This window comes from Micromonospora sp. ATLC20, assembly GCF_057196585.1.
Map to the genome: position 1 here is coordinate 19,828 of NZ_JBXUOV010000039.1, position 21,807 is coordinate 41,634.

21 protein-coding genes are annotated in these 21,807 nt (G+C 74.5%); 12 read left to right on the top strand and 9 right to left on the bottom strand.

The annotated features are described in order from the left end of the window. Positions 1–20 precede the first annotated feature (20 nt). From AC2CHG_RS11530 to AC2CHG_RS11540, 3 genes are all read left to right on the top strand, one after another. The gene (locus tag AC2CHG_RS11530) at positions 21–1,244 is read left to right on the top strand and encodes a multidrug effflux MFS transporter (RefSeq protein ID WP_484524714.1); all 1,224 of its coding nucleotides are present in this window, start codon (positions 21–23) and stop codon (positions 1,242–1,244) included. A gap of 49 nt (positions 1,245–1,293) precedes the next feature. After that, positions 1,294–1,839, top strand: coding sequence for a P-loop NTPase family protein (locus AC2CHG_RS11535; protein ID WP_484524715.1), 546 nt, complete (start codon positions 1,294–1,296; stop codon positions 1,837–1,839). Between the two features lie 107 nt (positions 1,840–1,946). Further along, a complete protein-coding gene (locus AC2CHG_RS11540) occupies positions 1,947–2,132 on the top strand; it encodes a hypothetical protein (protein ID WP_484524716.1) in 186 nt (61 codons plus the stop codon). 48 nt (positions 2,133–2,180) lie between these two features. Here the strand turns inward: AC2CHG_RS11540 and AC2CHG_RS11545 are convergent, their stop codons facing one another. Then, positions 2,181–4,265 carry a cupin-like domain-containing protein gene (locus AC2CHG_RS11545; protein WP_484524717.1) on the bottom strand — a complete coding sequence of 695 codons (2,085 nt, stop codon included), beginning with the start codon at positions 4,263–4,265 and terminating at the stop codon, positions 2,181–2,183. Between the two features lie 29 nt (positions 4,266–4,294). Then, positions 4,295–4,831, bottom strand: a complete 537-nt coding sequence (locus tag AC2CHG_RS11550; protein ID WP_262014547.1) for a hypothetical protein — start codon at positions 4,829–4,831, stop codon at positions 4,295–4,297. Positions 4,832–4,954: 123 nt separating this feature from the next. On the opposite strand from AC2CHG_RS11550, the gene AC2CHG_RS11555 reads away from it, so the two are divergent. Then, positions 4,955–5,566, top strand: coding sequence for a CGNR zinc finger domain-containing protein (locus AC2CHG_RS11555; protein ID WP_402811180.1), 612 nt, complete (start codon positions 4,955–4,957; stop codon positions 5,564–5,566). Between the two features lie 43 nt (positions 5,567–5,609). On the opposite strand, the gene AC2CHG_RS11560 is transcribed toward AC2CHG_RS11555, so the two are convergent. From AC2CHG_RS11560 to AC2CHG_RS11570, 3 genes are read right to left on the bottom strand one after another with little or no spacing between them, the layout of a single operon-like run. Continuing rightward, positions 5,610–6,575: an acyltransferase domain-containing protein gene (locus AC2CHG_RS11560; RefSeq protein WP_484524718.1), complete on the bottom strand. Its 966-nt coding sequence runs from the start codon at positions 6,573–6,575 to the stop codon at positions 5,610–5,612. Between the two features lie 48 nt (positions 6,576–6,623). Then, positions 6,624–6,935 carry a TraR/DksA family transcriptional regulator gene (locus AC2CHG_RS11565; protein WP_135239645.1) on the bottom strand — a complete coding sequence of 104 codons (312 nt, stop codon included), beginning with the start codon at positions 6,933–6,935 and terminating at the stop codon, positions 6,624–6,626. Between the two features lie 2 nt (positions 6,936–6,937). Continuing rightward, the gene (locus AC2CHG_RS11570; RefSeq protein ID WP_262014544.1) at positions 6,938–7,777 is read right to left on the bottom strand and encodes a rod shape-determining protein; all 840 of its coding nucleotides are present in this window, start codon (positions 7,775–7,777) and stop codon (positions 6,938–6,940) included. A 447-nt stretch (positions 7,778–8,224) separates the two neighbouring features. Between AC2CHG_RS11570 and AC2CHG_RS11575 the strand changes: the two genes are divergently transcribed. Continuing rightward, positions 8,225–8,455: a cation:proton antiporter regulatory subunit gene (locus tag AC2CHG_RS11575; RefSeq protein ID WP_135239647.1), complete on the top strand. Its 231-nt coding sequence runs from the start codon at positions 8,225–8,227 to the stop codon at positions 8,453–8,455. Between the two features lie 42 nt (positions 8,456–8,497). Here AC2CHG_RS11575 and AC2CHG_RS11580 read toward each other — a convergent pair whose 3' ends face one another. Beyond that, on the bottom strand, positions 8,498–9,724 hold the full coding sequence (locus tag AC2CHG_RS11580) for a PucR family transcriptional regulator (protein ID WP_262014543.1): 1,227 nt from the start codon (positions 9,722–9,724) through the stop codon (positions 8,498–8,500). 94 nt (positions 9,725–9,818) lie between these two features. Continuing rightward, a complete protein-coding gene (locus AC2CHG_RS11585) occupies positions 9,819–10,763 on the bottom strand; it encodes a hypothetical protein (RefSeq protein ID WP_484524724.1) in 945 nt (314 codons plus the stop codon). 191 nt (positions 10,764–10,954) lie between these two features. On the opposite strand from AC2CHG_RS11585, the gene AC2CHG_RS11590 reads away from it, so the two are divergent. The 7 genes from AC2CHG_RS11590 to AC2CHG_RS11620 are packed head-to-tail and all read left to right on the top strand — an operon-like array spanning position 10,955 to position 18,697. Continuing rightward, positions 10,955–13,789: a Na+/H+ antiporter subunit A gene (locus tag AC2CHG_RS11590; protein ID WP_484524719.1), complete on the top strand. Its 2,835-nt coding sequence runs from the start codon at positions 10,955–10,957 to the stop codon at positions 13,787–13,789. Further along, positions 13,786–14,253, top strand: coding sequence for a Na(+)/H(+) antiporter subunit C (locus tag AC2CHG_RS11595; protein ID WP_463840626.1), 468 nt, complete (start codon positions 13,786–13,788; stop codon positions 14,251–14,253). The genes AC2CHG_RS11590 and AC2CHG_RS11595 overlap by 4 nt, the downstream gene beginning before the upstream one ends. Continuing rightward, positions 14,250–15,821, top strand: a complete 1,572-nt coding sequence (locus AC2CHG_RS11600) for a Na+/H+ antiporter subunit D (protein ID WP_484524720.1) — start codon at positions 14,250–14,252, stop codon at positions 15,819–15,821. The genes AC2CHG_RS11595 and AC2CHG_RS11600 overlap by 4 nt, the downstream gene beginning before the upstream one ends. Then, positions 15,818–16,417: a Na+/H+ antiporter subunit E gene (locus AC2CHG_RS11605; protein ID WP_262014539.1), complete on the top strand. Its 600-nt coding sequence runs from the start codon at positions 15,818–15,820 to the stop codon at positions 16,415–16,417. The genes AC2CHG_RS11600 and AC2CHG_RS11605 overlap by 4 nt, the downstream gene beginning before the upstream one ends. Beyond that, positions 16,414–16,677, top strand: coding sequence for a monovalent cation/H+ antiporter complex subunit F (locus tag AC2CHG_RS11610; protein WP_135239653.1), 264 nt, complete (start codon positions 16,414–16,416; stop codon positions 16,675–16,677). The genes AC2CHG_RS11605 and AC2CHG_RS11610 overlap by 4 nt, the downstream gene beginning before the upstream one ends. Beyond that, a complete protein-coding gene (gene mnhG, locus AC2CHG_RS11615) occupies positions 16,674–17,072 on the top strand; it encodes a monovalent cation/H(+) antiporter subunit G (protein WP_262014538.1) in 399 nt (132 codons plus the stop codon). The genes AC2CHG_RS11610 and mnhG overlap by 4 nt, the downstream gene beginning before the upstream one ends. Positions 17,073–17,104: 32 nt before the next feature. Beyond that, positions 17,105–18,697: an amidohydrolase gene (locus AC2CHG_RS11620; protein ID WP_484524721.1), complete on the top strand. Its 1,593-nt coding sequence runs from the start codon at positions 17,105–17,107 to the stop codon at positions 18,695–18,697. Positions 18,698–18,740: 43 nt separating this feature from the next. Here the strand turns inward: AC2CHG_RS11620 and AC2CHG_RS11625 are convergent, their stop codons facing one another. Together AC2CHG_RS11625 and AC2CHG_RS11630 are read right to left on the bottom strand one after the other, a co-directional pair. After that, positions 18,741–20,495, bottom strand: coding sequence for an exo-alpha-sialidase (locus tag AC2CHG_RS11625; protein ID WP_484524722.1), 1,755 nt, complete (start codon positions 20,493–20,495; stop codon positions 18,741–18,743). Between the two features lie 141 nt (positions 20,496–20,636). Further along, a complete protein-coding gene (locus AC2CHG_RS11630) occupies positions 20,637–21,635 on the bottom strand; it encodes an ArsR/SmtB family transcription factor (RefSeq protein WP_484524723.1) in 999 nt (332 codons plus the stop codon). Positions 21,636–21,807 lie beyond the last annotated feature (172 nt).

Sequence of the window (21,807 nt, forward strand, 5' to 3'; positions counted from 1 at the left end):
CGCCCACCCCTGGTGACCTGATGAGCCGAGGCCAGCGGCTGAAGCTCGTGCTGGTCCTCGGCTCGCTGATCGCCGTGGGTCCGCTGACGATCGACATGTACCTGCCCGCGCTGCCCGCCATCGTCAGCGACTTCGCGACCACGTCGGCGGCGGTCCAGTTGACGCTCACCGGCACGCTCGCCGGGCTCGCCGTCGGGCAGCTGCTGATCGGGCCGCTGTCGGACGCGGTCGGGCGGCGCCGCCCGCTGATCGCCGGCCTCCTGCTGCACATCGTGGCGTCGGCGCTGTGCGTGATCGCCCCGAACGTCGCCGTCCTCGGCGTCCTGCGCGTCGTGCAGGGCCTCGGCGTCGCCGCGACCGCCGTGGTGGCGATGGCGGTGGTGCGTGACCTGTTCAGCGGCGCGGCGTTCGCCACCCTGCTGTCCCGGCTGCTGCTGGTGATGGGCGCGGCCCCGGTCCTCGCCCCGACGCTGGGCGGCGGCGTGCTGCGGTGGACCGACTGGCGCGGCGTCTTCGTGGTCCTGGCCGTCTTCGGGGTGCTGCTCGTCGCGCTGGCCACGCTCGCGCTGCCCGAGACGCTCCCACCCGCACGTCGCCAACGCGGCGGAGTCGTCGCGACCGTGAAGACGTACGGCGGGCTGCTGCGGGACCGGGTCTTCGTCGGCCTGGTCCTGGTCGCCGGGCTCGCCATGGCGGCGCTGTTCGCGTACGTCGCGGGGTCGTCGTTCGTCCTCCAGGACACCTACGGGCTCGACGAGCAGGAGTTCGGCCTGGCGTTCGGCGCGGGCGCGATCGGCCTGATCGGCGCCACCCAGTACAACGTGCGGCTGCTGCGGCGCTACCCGTCGCAGTGGATCCTGGTGACCTCGCTGGCGGCGGGCACGGTGGCCGGGCTGGCCCTGGTGGTGTTCGCCGCGACCGGCTTCGGTGGGCTGCCCGCCCTGCTGGTGTCGCTGTGGCTGGTGCTGGCTGCGGCGGGCCTGGCCATGCCGAACGCCCCGGCGCTGGCGCTGTCCCGCCACGGCGAGGCGGCCGGCACCGCCTCGGCCCTGCTCGGTGCCGTGCAGTTCGGTGTGGGCGCGGTGGCCGCGCCGCTGGTGGGCGTGCTCGGCACCGGCGCGGTGGCGATGGCGCTGGTGGTGGCCGGTGGAATGGTGGCGGCGCTGGTGGTGCTGCTGGTCGTCGTCCGGCCGTCCCAGCTCGCCGGCCTGGAGGCGGCACCGGCGGTCGCCGTCGCGCACTGATCGGGCCGCCCGGATCGCGCCGGGTGCACGCGGTGCCTACGCTGCTGCCATGAGCGCCCCGGCCCGCATCCTGGTCGAGGGGATCCACGGCTCCGGCAAGTCGACGCTCGCCGCGCATCTGGCGCAGCGGTTCGGCCTGCCCTGGTATCCGGTCGACGACCTGCTGTGGGAGCCGGGCTGGGTCGAGGTGCCGGTGGCCGAGCAGCGTCGCCGGATCGAGGCGATCTGCCGGCGCGACGGCTGGATCCTCGACGGGGCGTACCACGGCTGGCGGGACGTGGTCCTCGGCCGCGCCGACCTGGTGATCGGCCTGGACTATCCGCGCGGGGTCTCGTTCCGGCGGCTGCTGCGGCGCACGCTGCGGCGTCTGACCGGCGGCGAGCTGATCTGCAACGGCAACCGGGAGACGCTGCGCAGCGTGCTGTCCCGGGACTCGATCCTGGTGTGGCACCTGACCGGGTTCGGCCGGGCACGCCGTCGCCTGCGGGCCTGGGCGGCCGACCCGGCCGGGCCGCCGGTGCTGCTGTTCGGCGACCAGGCCGCGCTCGACGACTGGCTGGCCGGGCGCGCGCCGGTCCGTCCGCCGGGCGGCTGACCGGCGTCGCCGCGTCCCCAGCCGTATCCCAGTGGGCGGGCGGAGGCTGGCCGCCGGGCCCGCCGCCCGGTGGCACCCCGGACGGCGACGAGGAGAGGAGGTGACGCATGCGGAGGTTGCTGATCGGCACGATGCTGGCCGCCACCGCCCTCACCATCGGCCCGGTGCCGTCGGCCGGTGAACCACCGGCGGTGCGGTACCGCGCCGACGTACGCGACCCGCCACCGACCGGACCGCCCGGACTGGCCGCGGACGAGATCCCGGACCCGCCACCGGAGCGGGACAAGGGATAGACCGGATGCCGGGGGCGCCGGTATCGGCGTTCCCGGCATCCGCCGCCGTCAGGGCTCGCCGCGCACCAGCGGCGGGTGCAGGTAGTGATTGCCCGCGGGCACCTGGAAGTGGTGCAGGCTCACCGTGGCGCTGACGTCCAGGGCCCGTACCCAGTGCCACCACCCGGCCGGCACGAACAGTGCGTCACCCGGCTCCAGCACCTCCGACAGGACGGTGGCCCGCTCGTACAGCGGGTGCTGGTCGAGATCGGGCCGCGCGGCGTCGACCCGGCTGTACGTCCCGCCCCGGGGATAGACCCGCCCGCGCTGGTAGGACGGCACCAGACGGACGTGCTTGCGGCCCGTCACCTGGCACAGCAGGATGTTCATGTTGTCGTGGTGCAGGGCGGTGACAGTGCCGGCCGGCCCCAGCAGCAGGGTCACCGTCTCCGGCAGCAGAGCCGGATCGATGATCCCCGGCACCGGCCTGATGTCCTGGGCCAGCGGCTTGAGACCGTGCTGCCAGTTGTCGTTGCGCGCGACCATGTAGTGGTCGTTCGTCTCCCCGCCCGTCTCGACCATCGTGAGGTAGTCGGCGAACGTCATCCGGGTCCGGTGCGCGTCGTGCTGCCAGCCGTGCTCCGGGTTGCTGTCCCGCCCGGTCATCACCTCGACCTCGACGGCGCCGAGCCGGTCCCGCAGCCGGGCCGTCGTCCACTCCCGCCGCGCCGGCCAGTCGTCGACCGCGCCGGCCAGGATCACCGGGCGGTTGGCGACGTAGTACCTGTCGAAGAACTCGGCGGGGGACAGGCCGGAGCGCCGCTCCAGCCCGCCGGCCAGTTGCGCCGAGCGGAGATCGCCGTAGAGGTCGAGCAGGGACTCCGTCCAGGCGTACTCCCTGGCCAGGCGTACGCAGGCCCGGAAGTACGGGTGCCCGGGCGCGCGGGCCAGTTCCTCGTCGACCTCCGGCACGGGCAACCCGGCCGCCAGCAGCGCCTCCCGGACCTCGTCGGCCGGTACGCCGAGGGCCAGGTTCTCGGCGGTCCACGCCCGCCACCGGGGCGCGAGCCCGGCCGCTCGGGTCACCGGGACTCCGGCGACCGGTCCCGGTCCGCGCCGGCCGGCTCGGCGGCGGCGGTTCCCTCGGGCAGCGGCAGCCGCTGCCGGGTACGTGCGGTCGGCAGATCGACGCAGTCGACGTAGTTGTTCTTGACGTTGACCTCGAACTCCGGTTCCGCCTCGGTCATCGGTCGCAGCCCGCGCATGCCGTCCCCCTTCACTCTGGATGGTCGTGCCGCCGACGGTGCCGGCGTCGACTGGGATCCCACTGGGATCACCGCCGTCACGTCGCGACTGCGGCGGCGCGGCCGGGCCGGACGCGAGGTCGAGTGAGGCGTCCTGACGGAGGATCGCCGTCTCCAGGCGCAGCAGCCCGCATCCCGGGTCGACCCCGAGGTCGCGGGCGAGCCGCGTCCGCGCGCGGCGTACCACTGCGAGCGCGTCGCCCTGCCGGCCGGCCCGGTACAGCGCGATCGCCAGCATCTCCCAGCCGCGCTCCCGCAACGGCTGCAACAGCACGAGCGCCTCCAGTTCGCCGAGGATCTCGGTGTGCCGCCCCAGCGCAAGCAGGGCGGCCAGCCGCGACTCGGCGGCGGCGGCCCGCATTCCCTCCAGGCGGGCGATCTCCGGCAGCGCGAACGGGGCTTCCGCCAGATCGGCGTACGCCGGCCCGCGCCACAACCCGAGCGCACCGGTCAGACCGGCCAGGGCCGCGGCGGCGTGACCCCGGTCCAGCAGGGTGACGCCGTGCGCGACGAGCGCGGCGAACCGTTCCGCGTCGACCTGCCCGGGCGGCACCCGCAGGGCGTACCCGGGGCCCTCGCGGCGCAGCACCCGGCCCGGTGAGCGCGGCGGCCGGTCCGGTTCGAGCGCCCGCCGCAGCGCGGCCACGTAGCCGTGCAGGGTCGCCGCTCCGGCCGTCCGCCGGCCGTCGCTCCAGACCAGGTCCCGCAGCCGCTCGGCGGGCAGCATCCGCCCCCGCGCGACCAGCAGCGTGGCGAGCACCATGCGTTGCCGCCGGCCGCCGAGCGGCACGTCCGCGCCGTCGCGGCGCGCGACCAGCGGCCCGAGCACGGACAGCCGTACGTCGGTCATCCCACCCACCACCGTCGCGGGCAGCCGGGTCAGGCGGCCCGGTCGCCGAGCGCCACGCAGATGTCGTCCTGCCGCCCGATTCCGAGCGTCAGCGCACGGGTGCCGTCCGGATCGACCGAGATCACGTGCAGTCCGTCGAGGATGTAGTAGCCACGTCGGTAGTGGTCTCCGGGGCGGAAGCCGAATCCGGCCGGCCCGACGATGGTGTAGCGCAGCCACCCGCCGTCAGGCCGGTACTCGAGCAGGCCGGAGCCGCCCGCGTCGCGGCGCACGGCCCGTCCGGTGTCGGCGTCGACGAAGTCGACGGTCAGCGGCCCGGCGTACTCCTCGCGCCGGACGGCGCCGGTGGCGTACCGGGCGAGCACCCGGACCCGGACGTCCTGGGAGACGACGCGGACCTGGAGCGGGAAGGAGCAATAGCGGCCCGCCGGGCCGGTCCAGTCCTCCTGGATCGACGGACGCCAGGGCTCGGGCCGACCGCTCGGCCGGGCGGCCGCGGAGGCGTCGCCGTGCGCGAGCAGCGGAGCGGGTGGAGCGGCCACGAGGGCCGCGGACGCGACGAGCATGCCGAGTAGGAACCGACTGACTGTCTTTCCGGGGCGCATGGCATCACCTAACCAGTAGACGATGATTAACCGGTGTGATTACACTGACTGGTTAGCGCGGCCGAGTCAAGGCACACTGTCGGCATGCACTGGGTGAACGTCGAGGGCTATCCGATGCCGATCCCGGTCAGCGGCCATCCCGCGCTGGAGCTCTGCAACACCTGGGCGGGCTGGGCCGCGCCCCCGAGCCCGGAACGGGATTGGCTGCGCGACTACGACCGGCTCGCGGTGTGGGCCGGTCACGTCGGGCTGCTCGCCCCGGCCACAGTAGGCCGGCTGCGGGAGGCGGGCCGCCGCCGGCCGTCCGCCGGGGACGAGGTGCTGGCGGCGACCCGGGCGCTGCGCACCGCGCTGCACGACGTGCTGCTCGACCCCGACGACACCGCGGCCTTCCGGCGGGTCGCCGGGCCGGCACGGGAGGCCGCTGCGGCGGCCGTCCTGGAGCCGGGCCGGGACGGGATCGCCCACTGGACGCTGCCCGAGGACGCCGGGCTGCGACTGCCGTTGCTGGCGGGTGCCCGGGCCGCCGCCGATCTGCTCACCTCGGCGGCCCGCACCGAGGTGCGAGCCTGCCCGGCCGCCGACTGCGGCTGGCTGTTCCTGGACCCCCGGGGGCGGCGCCGCTGGTGCAGCATGGCCACGTGCGGCAACCGCGCCAAGGTGCGGGCCTACGCCGCCCGCCGCCACCCGGACTGACCACCGCACCCGGCCGACAGCCGGTCACGCCGGCCCGGCGCGGCTACCGCCCGTCCGGCCCGGCGATCGGGAAGCGGCCCCGGCGCCACTGCCAGTGGCGACCGGCCCGGAGGTGGTCGATCACCGCGCGCTGGAGCACGGTACGGCGCGGCAGCCGGTCCAGCGGCGTGTCCAGGGTGCGGAACACGAACCGCAGCACCTCCGTGTCGCCGTCCAGCCCGGGCAGGTCCTGGTAGGGCTCCAGCGTGAACCGCCGCTGGAACCGGACGATGTTGGAGTCCTCCGGCAGGTATTCGCGCAACTGCGGGTCGAGCAGCCAGGAACCGCAGGAGAACGCGGTGTAGCGCTCGCCGGGGAAGTGGCGCGGGAAGAACGCGCGGGCCCGCTCCAGCGACGCGTCGACCGCCTCCGGGGTCAGCGGTCCGGAGTCCGGGATGTGCAGGCCGATCGCGCCGCCGTCGCCGCGCTGGTGCTGGAGCCGGCCCAGCTCGTAGAGGCCACCGCGCACGTGCAGCGTCAGCCAGCTCTGCATGACCGGCCAGCCGTCGCCGTTCATCCGCCGGTCGACGGCGAGGTTGTTGCCCAGGTCGGCGAGTGTCGCCCAGGACACGTCGTCGGGGACGCCGTGGTCGCGGTGGTAGGCCCGGACCACGTCGACGAGTGCGAGGTACGCATAGACGTAGAGGTGCCGCCAGGCCGGACCCCGGTCGCGCGGCAGCGCCGGGCCCGGGGTCAGCCAGGCGTGGCCGCCGAGGTCGGCGCGGACCAGGGCGGTCGAGCGGTCGAGCAGCCAGCGCAGCTCGGGGGTCCACAGTGGTGACCCCGGTTCCGGCCAGCCCGCGAGGATCTCGGCGGCGTCGTCGGGGCGTACCGCGAGCCGGGCCAGCAGGGCTGGTGCGTCCGCCCGGCCGGGCAGCGGCGCGGATGGCAGGTCACCGGCGAGCCGGTGCACCCGGTCGACCTCCTCGGCGGGCACGCCGAGCCGGCCGGCGACGTCATCGACATCCATGGCGGTGACGCTACCGGCCGGCGCCTGCCCCGACAGCCCCGTACGTGCTCAGCGGCGTTGCTGGCACGGCACGCAGAAGCGGGCCGAGGGCAGGATCTCCAGGCGGGCGGTCGGGATGTCCTGCCCGCACCGCTCGCAGACGCCGTACGTGCCCTCGGACATCCGCTTCAGCGCCTGGGCGGTGTCCGCGATGCCCTGCCGGGCGGTCTCGACGAGCCGGCGCAGCGTGTCCGGGTCGTGGCCGCCGTAGTCGGGCTGCCGCGTGTGCAGCGTCAGCTCGGTGAGCTGGTCGGTGTACTCGCCGAACTGCCGGTCCAGCAGTTCGCGCAGCGTGTCGGTGCGGTTGAGGGCGTGCGTCATGATCAGGCGCTCCTTTCCGGGCGGCGCGGGGTGTCGTGCGGGTGTCGCAGGGCCGAGATGGCGGCCATGCCGGCGCCGGTCAGCGCGGCGGTACGGGGTGACGCGGCCCGGTGCACCGTCGCGCCGAGCGTGGCGACCAGGCGGGCGGTCACGTCGGGCCGGGTGGCGCCGTCACCGATGACGATCGGGCCACGGGCCAGCGCGTCGCGGACCAGGGGCCGTAGCGTCGCGTCCTGCCGCAGCTCGCGTACCAGCCGGGCGGTGGTGTCGGCGAGCATGGCGGCGGTCGTCGCGTGGTTGAGGTCCCGCGTGCCGACGTCGGCCCGGCGGGCGGCGACCACCCGGCCGTCCTCCAGCAGCGCCACCTCGGTGAGCTGGGCGCCGATGTCGGCGACCAGCAGGGTGCCGGCGGCGGCGCCGGCGCCGATGGCACCCGCCCGGACGCTGTCGAGGAACAGCAGCCGGGACGGCGCGAGCACAGCGGTGAGCACCCGGCGGGTCGCCTCCTGCTCGGCCGGCGCGGCGAGCACCGGACGGCAGGCCACGACCAGCGCCCCGACCGGGACCGGGGTGCGGTGGTCGCGCAGGATCCGCCGCAGCTCGGAGACGCAGGCCGGGCCGTCGATGATCCGGCCGCGCCGCACGACCGGGCTGCGCAGGCCGTGGCCGAGCGGGACGCTCAGCGTCCGGCCCGGTCCGAGCCAGATCCGCAGCAGGCTGCTGCCGAGGTCCACGGCGATCGGCGCCGCGTCGACGGTGACCGGCGGGCGGCTGCCGTGGGAGCGGCCGATCAGCATGCCGGTACGGGCCGGTGGGCGAATGGCGGTGACAGGGTGCGGCATACCGACCTCTTTCGGATCAGGGTGCCCAACGGGCGGTGGACGTGCGGGGAGGGGCGTGGCCGGGGCCGCGGGCGTCGGATTCACTCGACGACGCCGGCGGCCGGGGGCTCAGACGCGCTTCTGGTCGCCGCTCGCAGATCGGGACGCGAGGAGACCGGCGAACACCGGTGGCGGAGCCATCGACGTGCGGGTCATGCTCACCACCTCCTCGCTGCTCGGGTACCGCCTCGGACCTCCAGCGTCGCCGGGAACGTCACGCGCGGCACTGCGCGCCACCGGCCAACAAAGGGCGCAATGATTGCCGGTCGCCGGAACCCGGATCCGCCCATACCCCCTGGCTATGGTTGACACATGGAGAACGCGAGCTCAGCTCGAACGTCCACCGCGTCGCCGTAGCTCCGGCCGGCTCCGGCCGGTCCCCGGCGGCCGCGTGCGAAGGAGGTCCCCGTGATCATCGAACGTACGAACCTCCCCGGCATCGGGGTCCGGCACACGCTGGTCACCGAGGAGGGCCGTCGCATCGGGGTGATCGACTACCAGGTGGGCGGCCGGCGCGACGTCGTCCACGACGACCCGGACGACCCGGACCGCATGGTCACGCTCACGCTCACCCGTGACGAGGCGTCGGCCCTGGCCAACCTGCTCGGCTTCCCGGAGTTGGTCGCCGTACCGGCCTGAGCCGCCTGTCACACCGGCGGCGGGCCCGGGCCGGCGTCGGCCCTACGCCGGCAGCGGCCGGCGCGGCCAGTCCAGTGCCCGCGCGCCGAGCACGGCGGCGTGCAGCGTGAACCGGTCCCGCGCGTCGGCGGGGTCGTAGCCGCTCAGCGCCCGGATCCGGGCCAGCCGGTAGGTGACGGTGCGCACCGACACGTGCAGCCGGCGGGCGGCCTCGGTCGACACCTCGCCGCAGGCGAAGTACTCGGTGAGCGTGTCCAGCAGCGGCTCGGCGCCGCCACGCGCCTGGGCCAGCGGCGTCAGCACCGCCCGTACCAGGTCGACCATGGCGGGCTGGTCGCGCAGCAGCACCCGGTAGATCAGCAGGTCGTGCGCGTCGATCACGGATGCCTCGCTGTGCAGGCGCCGCGCCGTGGTGAGCGCCTCCCGGGCCTCCTCGTACGAGCGGGCGATGCCGTAGACGCCCGGGTGCGGACGGCCCACCGCCACCTGCCACGGCCGGCCCCGCACCAGGCGGTCCAGCTCACCGTGCATCAACGCGCCGAGGTTGCCGGTCGCGCCGGCGCCGCGGCCCTGGTCGGCGGTCACGGGATCCGCGGGGGCGATCACCACGAGCAGCCCCTCCTTCGTGGCCACCAGCACGTCCCGGTCACCGAGCCGGTCGAAGATGACCCGCTCCAACGCGCTGATCGCCGCCTCGGTGTCCGGCAGCCGGCGGCCGGGCGCGGCCAGCGCGACCTGGTGCACCCGGGCCAGGTCCAGGCCGAACGGCTCGGCCCGCTCCACCAGCCCGCCCAGGTCGGAGTCGCCGCGCAGCAGGTCGTCGACGAGTTCCCGGCGCAGCGACTCCTCCCGCCGGACCAGTTCCCGGCGGGCCACCGCGTACCCCTCGGCGAGGGTGGCCACCGCGGTGTCGACCACGTGCAGGACGGCGTCGGCGGCGGCGCGGACCGCCTCGCTGTCGTCGGACCGGTCCAGGTGCGGCAGCTGCCGCCACACGCGCCGCGCCGCGGAAAGGTAGAGACGTACCGCGCGACCGGCGGAGATCCCCTGCTCGGCGGCGCGCCGGCCCAGCGCGCCGACCGCGTCGAGTTCGGCGCGGCGCGGGCGGCGGCCGGTCACCGCCGCGTCGGTCAGCAGCCGCAGGTAGTCGCCGAGCAACTCCACCGGCACGCCACCGGCGTCGGCGCCCGCCGCGCGGGCCACCTCGGCCAGCCACTGCTCGTCCTCGCCGCCCGCGACCGGCGCCGGACGGCGGGCGCTGTCGGTCATCGCGGTCCCCCCGGGTGGGGCCGGCACCGGACGCCGGCCCATCGCATCAGCCTAGGCGGGCCGTCCGGCGACCGGCCCGCGCGCGCCGCCTGTGTCACGCCCGCGACGACGGGTCGACCACCAGCGCCGGGCCGGTGCGCGGCCCGCCCCGGGGCCCGCGGGTCAGCAGCTCCGCGGCCCGCGCCGGGTCGTCCGCGGCAGCCACCTGATCGAGTACGCGCAGCCAGTGCTCGCCGTGCGTGTCGGTGAAGCCGGTGCCGACGACGGCGATCCGGCGGCCGGTGACCGGGCAGGGTACGGCGTGCCCGCCCGGCACGGTGGACCCGATCGCCGGCCCGGCCGGCACTCCTGCGGGTTCGGCGCGGTCCCCGGCGGTGACGACGAGATCCGGTGATCCGCACCGCATCGCGCGGACCGATCCGGCGCGGTCCACCTCCACGATCGTGGCGCGCAGGTGCCCCGCCGGGGCGAGGTCGCGGACCACCCGGTCGAGTGCGCCGGCCAGGTACGGCACGGTGCGCTGCGGTCCGGCGGCGGCCCGGCGGAACGCCTGCTCGATCGCCCGGCGCCCGGCGGGCGTGTCCAGCGCGGCGCCGGTGACGGTGCCGAGCAGGACGCGCAGCCCGCCACCGCGGACCGGTACGGCGGCGCCGATCTCGCCGGCCCTGCCGCAGATCGCCAGCGCGGCGCTTCCCGGCCCGGCCGGCACGGTGAACACGGCGACGTCCGGCGGCGCGGCGGCGCGCGTCACCGTAGCGGTCCGCGTCCGGCGGCGGGCCCAGGCCAGGACCGGCACCACGGCCAGGCCGGCCGCCGAGGCGAGCAGCGCCTGCGGATCACTGCGGTGGCCGGGGATCACCGGTACGACGACGGACAGCGCGACCAGCACGCCCGCCCACGCCGACACCAGTGCCGCCACCCGAGGGCGGGCCGAGACGCCGAGCAGGCCCGGCAGCAGCACCCAGCCGAGTGGCGTGCTGACCTCGGCGAGGCCCATCAGCATCGCGTTCCCGGTGGTGCCCGCCAGGGCGGCTCGCATCGGCAGCACGCCGACCACCCTATCGGGGGACCGGCCGGACGCCGACCGGTGTACCGGGCAGACCAAACCTCACTCCTTACCCGAAACACAGCGGAGCCGACACGACACGTTCGCGTGATTCTCTCGACATACCGTCGCGCGGCCTGGCCGGTTAGGGTTGACCTACCGCAGGTCGATCTTGAGGAGTGTGTGTGCTGGTTCTGGTGGCGGTCCATGCGTTCGCAGCCGTGACCGCCCCCGTGCTGGTACGCCTCCTCGGTCGGCGGGCTCTCTACCTGCTGGCGGCCGTCCCGGCGGCGGCCCTGATCTGGGCGGTGACCCGCACCGAAGCGGTCCGCGCGGGCCGGCCCGTCGTCGAGACCGTCACCTGGGTGCCGCAGCTCGGCCTGGAACTCGCGCTGCGCATGGGCACGCTGTCCTGGCTGCTGGTGCTGCTCGTGGGTGGAGTCGGCGCCCTCGTGCTGGCCTACAGCGCGCGCTATTTCCGCTCCGACGATCCCGGCCTCGGCCGGTTCGCCGCGGTGTTCGTCGCGTTCGCCGGCGCGATGCTCGGCCTGGTCGTCTCCGACGACCTGCTGCTGCTGTACGTGTTCTGGGAACTCACCACCGTCTTCTCGTACCTGCTGATCGGCAGCGACCCGACCAAGCGGGCCAGCCGCCGCGCGGCGATGCAGGCGCTGCTGGTGACCACGCTGGGCGGCCTGGCGATGCTCGCCGGGTTCGTGATGCTCGGCCAGCACGCCGGCTCGTACCGGTGGTCGGAGATCGCCGGGAACCTGCCCGAGGGCGGCTACCTCACCGTCGCGCTGGTGCTCGTCCTGCTCGGCGTGACCAGCAAATCGGCGATCTTCCCGTTCAGCTTCTGGCTGCCGCGCGCGATGGCGGCGCCCACGCCGGTCAGCGCGTACCTGCACGCCGCCGCGATGGTCAAGGCGGGAGTGTTCCTGGCCGCGCTGATGGGCCCCGCCGTGGGCCAGACCACCGTGTGGCGCGGCGTCCTGCTGGCCGGCGGCCTGATCACGCTGTTCCTCGGCGGCTGGACGGCGCTGCGGCAGGTCGACCTGAAGCTGCTGCTGGCGTACGGCACGGTGAGCCAGCTCGGCCTGCTCATGGTGATCCTCGGCGCGGGCACCCGGGACACCGCGCTGGCCGGCGCCGCGATGCTGCTGGCGCACGCCCTGTTCAAAGCCACACTGTTCCTCGTCGTCGGCGTCGTCGACCACGTCACCGGCACCCGCGACCTGCGCGAGCTCAGCGGGCTGGGCCGGCGCGCGCCGGTGCTGGCGGCGGTCGCCGGACTCGCGGCCGCCTCGATGGCGGGCCTGCCGCCGCTGATCGGCTTCGTGGCCAAGGAGGCAGCGCTCGAGGCGTTCCTGCACGGCGGCACGACCGAACTGGTCGTGCTCGCCGGCGTGGTGGCCGGCTCGGCGCTGACCGTCGCGTACACCGCGCGGTTCCTGTGGGGCGCGTTCGCCGCCAAGCCCGGCGTCGCGGAGACCCGGCCGCACCGGATCGAGCCGGCGTTCATCGGCCCGGCGGCGGTGCTCGCCCTCGCCGGCCTCGCCGTCGGCGTGCTCGCCCCGGCGGTGGACCGGGTGCTGGCCCCGTACGCCGATCAGTTCCCGACCGCCGACCCCGGCTACCACCTGGCCCTCTGGCACGGCCTGACCCCGGCGCTGGGCCTGTCGGCGCTGGCGGTGACCGCCGGTCTCGGGCTATTCCTGCTGCTGCACCGGCGCCGGCCGTACCTGCCGCGGCTGCCGTTCGACGGCGCCACCGGCTACGACCGGCTGGCCGGCGCGGTCGACCGCGCGGCGGTCGAGTTGACCGGCGCCACCCAGCGCGGCTCGCTGCCGTTCTACCTCGGCGTCATCCTGCTGGTGCTGGTCGTGCTGCCCGGTGGCGCGGTGCTCGCCGGCGCGCCGTGGGCCAGCCGGTTCCAGCTCTGGGACACCCCGTTGCAGGCCGTCGCCGGCGCGGTCATCGTGGTCGCGGCGCTGGTGGCCGCGCGCGCCCGCCGCCGGCTGACCGCGATGATCCTGGTCGGCGTGACCGGCTACGGCACGGCGCTGATGTTCATCCTGCACGGCGCGCCCGACCTCGCGCTCACCCAGTTCCTGGTGGAGACCGTCACGATCGTGATGTTCGTGCTGGTGCTGCGCCGCCTGCCGCGCCGGTTCTCGGCCCGCCCGATCCGCGCCACCCGGCGGTTCCGGGTCGCGCTCGGCGTCGCCGTCGGCGTGGTCACCGCCGGGATGGCGTACGTGGCGGCGGGCAGCCGGACCGCCACGCCGATCTCGGTCGGCTTCCCGGACGAGGCCGTCTCCTACGGCGGCGGCAAGAACGTCGTCAACGTGACCCTCGTCGACATCCGCGCCTGGGACACGATGGGCGAGATCGCCGTGCTGGTGGTGGCCGCCACCGGCGTGGCCAGCCTGATCTTCCGCCGCTCCCGCGCGCTGGACCTGCGCAGCGGCATCCCCGGCGCCGGCCGGCAGCAGTCGTCGCGCCCGCGCTGGCTGACCAGCGGCGCGACCTCCCGGCAGCAGTCGGTGATCCTCCAGGTGGTCACCCGCCTGCTCTTCCACGCCATCCTGCTGTTCTCGATCTACCTGCTCTTCTCCGGCCACAACGCCCCCGGTGGCGGCTTCGCCGCCGGGCTGGTCGCCGGGCTGGGACTCGCCGTGCGATACCTGGCGGGCGGGCGTACCGAACTCAACGGCGCCGCACCCGTCGACGCCGGCCTGGTGCTCGGCGCGGGCCTGTTCGTCGCGGTCGGCACCGGCGTGGCCGCGATGCTGCTGGGCGGCGAGTTCCTGCAGAGCGCGACGCTCGACTTCCACCTGCCGCTGCTGGGCCACGTGCACTTCGTGACGTCGGTCTTCTTCGACGTCGGCGTCTACCTCATCGTGGTCGGCCTCGTCCTGGACATCCTGCGCAGCCTGGGCGCCGAGATGGACCGCCAGGAGGAGGTCGACGAACAGGAGACCGAACCGGCCGGCGTACGGGAAGAGGAGCTGGTGTGAGCCCGAACATCCCCAACCTGGTCTACGTCGTGGTCATCGGCGTCCTGTTCGCCACCGGCGTCACCCTGCTGCTGGAACGCAGCCTCACCCGCGTCCTGATGGGGGTCATCCTGCTCGGCAACGGCGCCAACCTGCTGCTGCTCACCGGCGGCCGGGCCGGCGGCCCGCCGATCGTCGGCACCACCGCCCAGGAGGACATGTCCGACCCGCTGCCCCAGGCGATGGTGCTGACCGCGATCGTGATCACGCTCGGCATGACCGCGTTCCTGCTCGCGCTGGCCTACCGGAGCTGGCACCTCAACGGGCACGACGAGGTGCAGGACGACGTCGAGGACCGCCGGATCATGGAGCTGGCCGACCGGGACGAGGGCCCGGGCACCTCGGACTCGGACACCGTCGACGCCGCCGACGGCGGCCCCGAGGTCCGGGTGCTCGCCGCCGGCGAGGCGGAGGCCGTCCGATGACCTGGCTCGTCCCGCTGCCGGTGGTGATGCCGCTGCTCGGCGCCGCCCTCACCCTGCTGCTCGCCCGCCGGGCCCGCGCCCAGCGGTGGGTCAGCATCATCGTGCTCACCGCCACCGTCGCGGTGGCCGCGATGCTCCTGGTCCGCTCCTCGCTGGACGGCCCGCTCGTGGTGGAGGTGGGCGGCTGGGTGGCGCCGATGGGCATCGTGCTCGTCGCCGACCAGCTGGCCGCGCTGATGCTCGTGGTGTCCGCCTCGGTCACCCTGTGCGTGCTCGTCTACTCCATCGGGCAGGGCATGGCCGACGGCAACGAGGAGACGCCGCTGTCGGTCTACCACCCGACCTATCTGGTGCTGACCGCGGGCGTCTGCAACGCCTTCCTCTCCGGCGACCTGTTCAACCTCTACGTCGGCTTCGAGATCCTCCTGGTGGCGAGCTACGTGCTGCTGACGCTGGGCAGCACCGAGACGCGGATCCGGGCCGGCACCACGTACGTCGTGGTCAGCCTGCTCTCGTCGCTGATCTTCCTGGTGGCGATCGGCCTGGTCTACTCCGCCACCGGCACGCTGAACCTGGCGCAGCTCGCCGACCGCCTGGACGCGCTGCCCGACGACATCCGCATGGTGCTCCAGGGCATGCTGCTGCTCGCCTTCGGCATCAAGGCGGCGGTGTTCCCGCTGTCCGCGTGGCTGCCGGACAGCTATCCCACCGCGCCCGCGCCGGTGACGGCGGTCTTCGCCGGCCTGCTCACCAAGGTCGGCGTGTACGCGATCATCCGTACCGAGACGCTGCTGTTCCCCGGTGGCCGCACCGCCGACCTGCTCATGGTGATAGCGGCGCTGACCATGGTGGTGGGCATCCTCGGCGCGGTCGCGCAGTCGGACATCAAACGGCTGCTGTCGTTCACACTGGTCAGCCACATCGGGTACATGCTGTTCGGGGTCGGCCTGACCACCCCGCTCGGCCTGTCCGCGGCGATCTTCTACGTGGTGCACCACATCACCATCCAGACCACGCTGTTCCTCGCCGCCGGCCTGGTCGAACGACGCGGCGGCAGCACCGCGCTGGACCGCCTCGGCGGCCTGGCCCGGCTGTCACCACTGCTGGCGGTGCTGTTCTTCGTGCCCGCGCTGAACCTGGCCGGCATACCACCGTTCTCCGGGTTCCTCGGCAAGCTCGGGCTGGTCCAGGCCGGCGTCGACGACGGCGGGTTCCTGGCCTGGTCGCTCGTCGCCGGGGGACTGCTCACCAGCCTGCTCACGCTCTACGCCATCGCCCGGGTGTGGAACCTCGCCTTCTGGCGGGCGCCGCACCCGGACATGCCGGAGCCCGGCGACGCCGAGCAGGCGGCCCGCACCGACGGCGCCGAGCAGCCGCACGACGGCTCGTCGCCGGCCGGTGCGGTGCTGCCCCGGCTGATGACCGTGTCCACCGCCGCCCTCGTGGTGCTCGGCCTGGCGTTGACGGTGGTGGCCGGACCGCTGTTCGACATCAGTACCGACGCCGCCGACGACCTGTTGCGCCGTGCCCCGTACGTCGAGGCCGTGTTCCCGGAGGGACCGCCGTGACCAGTCAGCCGAAAGCGCCACTGACCCGCCGTGACCGCTGGCGCAACCGGGCCATCGCGGTGACCGGCCTGGTGACCGTCTGGGTGCTGTTGTGGGGCACCTTCAGCTGGGCCAACGTGATCAGCGGACTCGTGGTCGCGGCGGTGCTGCTGGTGGTCTTCCCGCTGCCCCCTGTCACGTTCGCCGGCCGGATCCGGCCGGTACCGCTGCTGCGGTTCGTGATCCGTTTCCTGTACGACCTGGTGGTCGCGTCCGCCCAGGTGGCCTGGCTGGCCTTCCGTTCCGGGCACCCGCACTCGGCGATCATCGCGGTGCGCCTGCGGGTGAACACCGACCTCAACCTGACCCTCAACGCCGAGGCGCTGTCGCTGGTGCCGGGCAGCCTCATCCTGGAGGCCGACCGGAGTACCGGGACGCTCTACGTGCACGTCATCGGGATCCGGAGCCCCGACGAGGTGGAACGGTTCCGGCGCAGCGTGCTGGAGCTGGAGGCGCGCATCGTCGCCGCCGTCGGCTCGGCCGAGGAACGCGACCGGATCCGCCACGACGAGGCCGAACCCGCCGGTTCGGTCGAACTGGAAGGAGCACCGACGTGACCGTCGTCGCCGTGATCGTCACCGCGCTGCTCGTCGCGGCCGGTGGACTCACCCTCGTCCGCATCATCCGCGGGCCGTCCATCCTCGACCGGGCCGTCGCCACCGACGTGCTGCTCGCCGTCGCGGTCGCGGCCATCGCCACCGAGGCGGCCTACAGCCGGGACGCCACCGCGCTGCCGGTCCTCGTCGTCCTCGCCCTCGTCGGTTTCGTCGGATCGGTGAGCGTCGCCCGGTTCGCGTCCCGGAGAAGCACGAAGTGACCGCCGACGCGATCCTGGACATCGTCGCCAGCGTCTGCCTGATCGCCGGCGCGCTGCTCTGCCTCGCCGCCGGCATCGCGCTGGTCCGCTTCCCGGACGTGCTGTCGCGGATGCACGCGGCGGCAAAGCCCCAGGTGCTCGGGTTGCTGCTGGTGCTGTTCGGCTGCGCGCTGCGGCTGCGTACCGGGGTGGACATCACCACGCTGGTCCTGGTGGGCCTGTTCCAGCTCGCGACCGCCCCGGTGGCGGCGCACATGGTGGGGCGGACCGCGTACCCGCACGACGACATCCGGCGGGACCTGCTGATCACCGACGAGCTGGCGGACCACATCGACCGGATCCGCGCGGACCGGGCCGGTGAGCCGGAGGAGACGTCGCCGGTCCGCACGTCCTGACACTCCGTACGAGCGCCGAGGCAGGGGAGCCCATGAGCGGCACGGTCTACGAGAACGCCCGCATCCACACCCTCGACCCGGACCGCCCGTACGCCGAGGCGATGCTGGTCCGCGGCGAGCGGATCGTCGCCGTCGGTGACCTCGCCGACTGCCGGGACCGGGCCGGCGGCGGCGCACGGCGGGTCGACCTCGGCGGGATGGCCGTGCTGCCCGGGCTGATCGACAGCCACATCCACGCGGCGTCCTACGTGCGCGGGCTGGACCAGGTGGACCTGCGCGGCACGGCGAGCCTCGACGAGGCGCTGACCCGGATCGCGGGACACGCCGCCACTCTGCCGCCGGACGCCTGGCTGCTCGGCGGCGGGTGGGACAGCAACAGATGGACCCGGCCCGTGCAGCCGGCCCGCACCGACCTGGACCGGGTCTGCCCGGACCGGCCGGCGGCGCTACCGAGCATCGACGGCCACACCATCTGGGTGAACACCGCCGCCCTGGCCCGCCTCGGCATCGACGCCACCACCTCCGACCCGCCCGGCGGGCAGATCGCGCGGGACGAGCACGGCGAGCCGACCGGCATCCTGCGCGAGGCGGCGGCCGACGCTGCGTACGCGGTGGTGCGCTCCCCGCACGCCGGTGACCTGGTGGCGCAGCTGCGCGCCCACCTGCCCCGGCTGCTCTCCGCCGGCCTGACCGGCATCCACGACCTCGACGGGCAGGACGCCCGCGCCGCCTACGAGACGCTGTACGCCCGCGGCGAGCTGCCGCTGCGGGTGCACAAGACGATCCCCGCCACCGCCCTGGACGAGGCGATCGACGCCGGCTGGGCCACCGGCGACGGGGACCGCTGGCTGAGCACCGGCCCGGTGAAGATCTTCACCGACGGCGCGCTCGGCTCACACACCTGCCTGATGACCGAGCCGTACGACGGCGAGCCCGGCAACCACGGCATCGCCGTCACCCCGGCCGAGGAGTTCGAGCGGCTGGTGGCGACCGCGGCCGCGGCCGGGATCGCGGTGGCGGCGCACGCCATCGGCGACGCGGCGAACCGGATGGTGCTGCGGGCGTACGCGCGCTGGCGCGAGTCGGCGGAGCCCGGCGCGGTGGCACGGCTGCGGCACCGGATCGAGCACACCCAGCACCTGCTGCCGGACGACGTGCCGCTGCTCGCCCGGCACGGCGTGATCGCCTCGATGCAGCCCACGCACTGCACCAGCGACATCCCGCTGACCACCCGGATGCTCGCCGGCCGGGGCCTGGCGTCGTACGCCTGGCGCAGCCTGCTCGACGCCGGGGCGACTGTGGCGTTCGGGTCGGACGCCCCGGTGGAGGACCCCGACCCATTCTTCGGCATCCACGCCGCGGTGACCCGGCAGCAGCCCGGCGGCACCCCGCCCGGCGGTGTCGACCCGCACGAGCGGCTCGACCTGGACGCGGCGTTGCGCTGCTTCACCGAGGCCGGCGCGTACGCCTCCTACGAGGAGCACCTGAAGGGCCGGCTGCGTCCCGGCATGCTCGCCGACTTCATCGTGCTGCCCACCGACCCGTACCGGGTCGAACCGGCGCGGCTGCGGGACCTGACCGTGGCGATCACGGTGGTCGGCGGCGTGGTCCGCTGGCAGCGCTGACCGTGTCCCGCCCGGACGCCGCTGTCCGGGCGGGACACGGCGCTCAGGCGCCCTTCACCCAGTCGAGGCTGAACCGGGCGAAGTAGATGCCGCCGGTGTCGCCCACCTCGTACAGTTTGCCGACAGTGCCGTCGGCCAGGACCGCCATCGTCGAGTAACCGGCGCCGCCGGGCTTGACCAGTGCCCGCGCCGGCCAGGTCGCGCCGTCGTCGGTGGACAGCCGGACGGTGAGGTCGTTGCGCGCGGTCGGGTGCGCGTTGTTGCTGAACAGCGCCGTGCGGGTGCGTACCGGCGCGCGGTTCGCGCCGACCTCGGCCGGGCGCAGGTAGGACATCTCGTCGGCGTTGCAGAGCGGGTCGGTCAGCACGGCGCTCGCCGTCGCCGGACCGAACGTCGTGGCGCCGTCGGTGGACGTGGCGTAGAAGCGGCTGCGGGTCGAGTTGTGCCGCATGTTCTGCACCACTGCGCCGGTGCCGCGTTCGATCGCCTTGCTCTCGTTGATGTTCCCGCCGGCGGATCCGCCGCGCCGCCAGGTCGCGCCGTGGTCGTCGCTGTAGATGTTCGCGGCGTGGCTGGTGCCCGCGGAGTCCCGGTAGGCGATCGGCTGGATCAGGCGGCCGGTGCTGGTCTGGATGCCGTGGCCGGAGGAGAAGAACACCTGCCGCCAGGTGGGGTCCTTGACGGCCGGGTTCAGCTCGACCGGGGCGCTCCAGGTGGCTCCGTCGTCCCGGCTGGTGATGTAGCGCAGGTGCATGCTGTTCGGGTCGTCGGCGGTGTTCAGGCCGGAGCCGCCGGACCAGAAGCTGATGCCGGGCCGGGGGGAGTAGGTGAAGAAGCAGTAGACGACGCCGGTGGCGCGGTCCACGAGCAGGCTGGGGTCGCCGACGCCCTCGCTGGTGGTGGGCGGCGCGTGGATGACGCGGGGCTGCTCGAAGCTGCGTCCGCCGTCGGTGCTGCGGATCATCACGATCTGGATGTTGTTGGTGCCGCCGCCGAGGTCGTACGAGCCGTTGACCCGGGCGTCGGCCACGGCGATGACAGTGCCGCTGCCTGTGACGGCCAGGCCGGGGATGCGGACCGAGGCGACTGTGCCGTCGTAGCGGCCGTTCGCGCCGTTGAGGCCGCGGATCACGGTCTGCGTGGTCAGCAGCGTGGTGGTGGCGAGCTGCGGGCTGCCGGCGGTGAGGTCGCAGGAGGTGGTGCCGCGCAGCGTGGTGTCGAAGCCCGGCGCGGTGACCCGCAGCGTGTACGGGGCGCCGGCGCCGACGGTCCAGTAGTGCAGGTGGTTGCCGCCGGCGGCGACGGTGCGGGTCCACGGTGAGCCGGTGCGTCCGGGCCAGGTGACGGTGAAGTCCCGGGCCGTCGTGGTGCGGTTCTCCAGCGCGAGTTGGAGGCGGCCGTTCGTGCAGTCGAAGCCGGCCAGCGCGGACATGCCGGTGCCGCAGTGGAAGATGCCGCCGGTGGTCTCGTCCAGACCGGTCGGGGTCGTCGTGCGCAGCGTGTACGGCGTGCCGGGGGACAGCGTCCAGTACAGCTCGGCGTTGCCACCGGCGGCGACCGTGCGGGTCCACGGCGAGCCGGAGCGACCGGGCCAGGTGACGGTGTAGGTCTGCGTCGTGGCGCTGCGGTTGTCGAGGTCGAGCAGCAGCCGGCCGGCGGTGCAGTCGGCGCCGACGGTGGCTGTCACACCGGCGGGGGCGGCGGCCTGGGCGGCGGTGGCGGGCAGTACGGAGAGCAGGGTGAGGGCGGCCGCCGCGAGGACGGTTGCGCGGCGCGGTATGGCGCGGCGAGGGGACACGTGGTTCCTTCCGGGACGGGGGAGGGGGAATCGGCCGATCTATCCGACGTCAGATGTCCGATGTCTGCACGCTAGGTGGGTTCACCCCGGCCCGTCAAGGATCGGTTCCCGTCGACGTCGACCGTCCGGCATGGACGGTCGTCAGCGGTCCGGCCCGTGCGTCTCGCCGAGCAGCGCCTCGCCCATCGCGGTGAGCCGGTGCAGCACCAGGTTGCCGTGCCGCTGACTGGTGATCAGCCCGGCCTCGCGCAGGATGGTGGTGTGGTGGCTGGTGGTGGCCGGCGAGATGCGGGCACGCCGGGCCAGTTCGCCGGTGGTGGCGCCGGCCGCGGCGGCGCGCAGCACCGCCACCCGGGTGTGGCCGAGCAGCGGTCCGAGCCGGCGTTGCGGACCGGCCGGCGGCGCCGGTTCCGGTCGCTGCCGGCGTGCCGGGTAGACGAGCGTCGGCGGCAGTTCGGGGTCGGCCAGCGTGATCGGCGCGTGCCAGCAGAAGTACGACGGGACCAGCGTGATGCCCCGACCGTCGAGATGCATGTCCCGGTCCTCCGGGTAGCCGTGCACGGACAGCACCGGCGGATCCCAGGAGGTCTCCGGGCTCAGGTCGTCGAGGATCCGCCCGGCGCCGTCGTCGAGGATCCAGGCACCGCGCAGGGCCCGGTCGCCGGAGACGGCAGAGGTGATCTGAGCCCAGTACGGTGCGAGCGCGACCCGGAAGTAGGCGCGCAGCGCGTCGCCGAGGCCGTGCCGGGCGGCGAGCCGGCCGGCGGCCAGGTCGCTCATCCACGCGCCGTCGACGGGCGTCACCATCCGCCCCAGTTCGGTGCGGATCCGCCGGGCCGGGGTGCCGAGTACCCGGTCGATCCCCTCGTCGAGGTCGGTGACCGGGCCGGGGGTGAGGAAGTCGGGGAAGTACCGCTTGAGCGGCACGACGGGCAGGAGCCGCTCGCGCACGACCGGGACGAGGCCGGCCCGCTCCAGGCCCGGACGGATCTGCCGGTGCCACCGGGCGTAACCCGCGTAGCCGGCCCGGGTCTGGAGACGGTGCAGGCTGCAGACGATCTCCCACAGGGGATCCGGCCGGACCGCCAGCCGGGTGCGGCTGAGGTCCCCGGCTGTGAAGTGGATGCGTAGCGTCCCCATGACGCACAGTGTTCCGAGGTGTGCTGCCGTCTTCAGTCTCGTCCACGACATCGACATATATCGCTGGATTGGACGCGGGGGGGGGGGGGGGGGGGGGGGGGGGGGGGGGGGGGGGGGCGGGGGCGGGGGGGGGGGGGGGGGGGGGGGGGGGGGGGGGGGGGGCGCGCGGGGG

Excerpts from the sequence above, each read along its gene's own strand:
- AC2CHG_RS11530 (WP_484524714.1), top strand. The coding sequence starts at position 21 with ATGAGCCGAGGCCAGCGGCTGAAGCTCGTGCTGGTCCTCGGCTCGCTG.
- AC2CHG_RS11535 (WP_484524715.1), top strand. The coding sequence starts at position 1,294 with ATGAGCGCCCCGGCCCGCATCCTGGTCGAGGGGATCCACGGCTCCGGC.
- AC2CHG_RS11540 (WP_484524716.1), top strand. The coding sequence starts at position 1,947 with ATGCGGAGGTTGCTGATCGGCACGATGCTGGCCGCCACCGCCCTCACC.
- AC2CHG_RS11545 (WP_484524717.1), bottom strand. The coding sequence starts at position 4,265 with ATGACCGACGTACGGCTGTCCGTGCTCGGGCCGCTGGTCGCGCGCCGC.
- AC2CHG_RS11550 (WP_262014547.1), bottom strand. The coding sequence starts at position 4,831 with ATGCTCGTCGCGTCCGCGGCCCTCGTGGCCGCTCCACCCGCTCCGCTG.
- AC2CHG_RS11555 (WP_402811180.1), top strand. The coding sequence starts at position 4,955 with ATGCACTGGGTGAACGTCGAGGGCTATCCGATGCCGATCCCGGTCAGC.
- AC2CHG_RS11560 (WP_484524718.1), bottom strand. The coding sequence starts at position 6,575 with ATGGATGTCGATGACGTCGCCGGCCGGCTCGGCGTGCCCGCCGAGGAG.
- AC2CHG_RS11565 (WP_135239645.1), bottom strand. The coding sequence starts at position 6,935 with ATGACGCACGCCCTCAACCGCACCGACACGCTGCGCGAACTGCTGGAC.
- AC2CHG_RS11570 (WP_262014544.1), bottom strand. The coding sequence starts at position 7,777 with ATGCCGCACCCTGTCACCGCCATTCGCCCACCGGCCCGTACCGGCATG.
- AC2CHG_RS11580 (WP_262014543.1), bottom strand. The coding sequence starts at position 9,724 with ATGACCGACAGCGCCCGCCGTCCGGCGCCGGTCGCGGGCGGCGAGGAC.
- AC2CHG_RS11585 (WP_484524724.1), bottom strand. The coding sequence starts at position 10,763 with ATGCGAGCCGCCCTGGCGGGCACCACCGGGAACGCGATGCTGATGGGC.
- AC2CHG_RS11600 (WP_484524720.1), top strand. The coding sequence starts at position 14,250 with ATGACCTGGCTCGTCCCGCTGCCGGTGGTGATGCCGCTGCTCGGCGCC.
- AC2CHG_RS11620 (WP_484524721.1), top strand. The coding sequence starts at position 17,105 with ATGAGCGGCACGGTCTACGAGAACGCCCGCATCCACACCCTCGACCCG.
- AC2CHG_RS11630 (WP_484524723.1), bottom strand. The coding sequence starts at position 21,635 with ATGGGGACGCTACGCATCCACTTCACAGCCGGGGACCTCAGCCGCACC.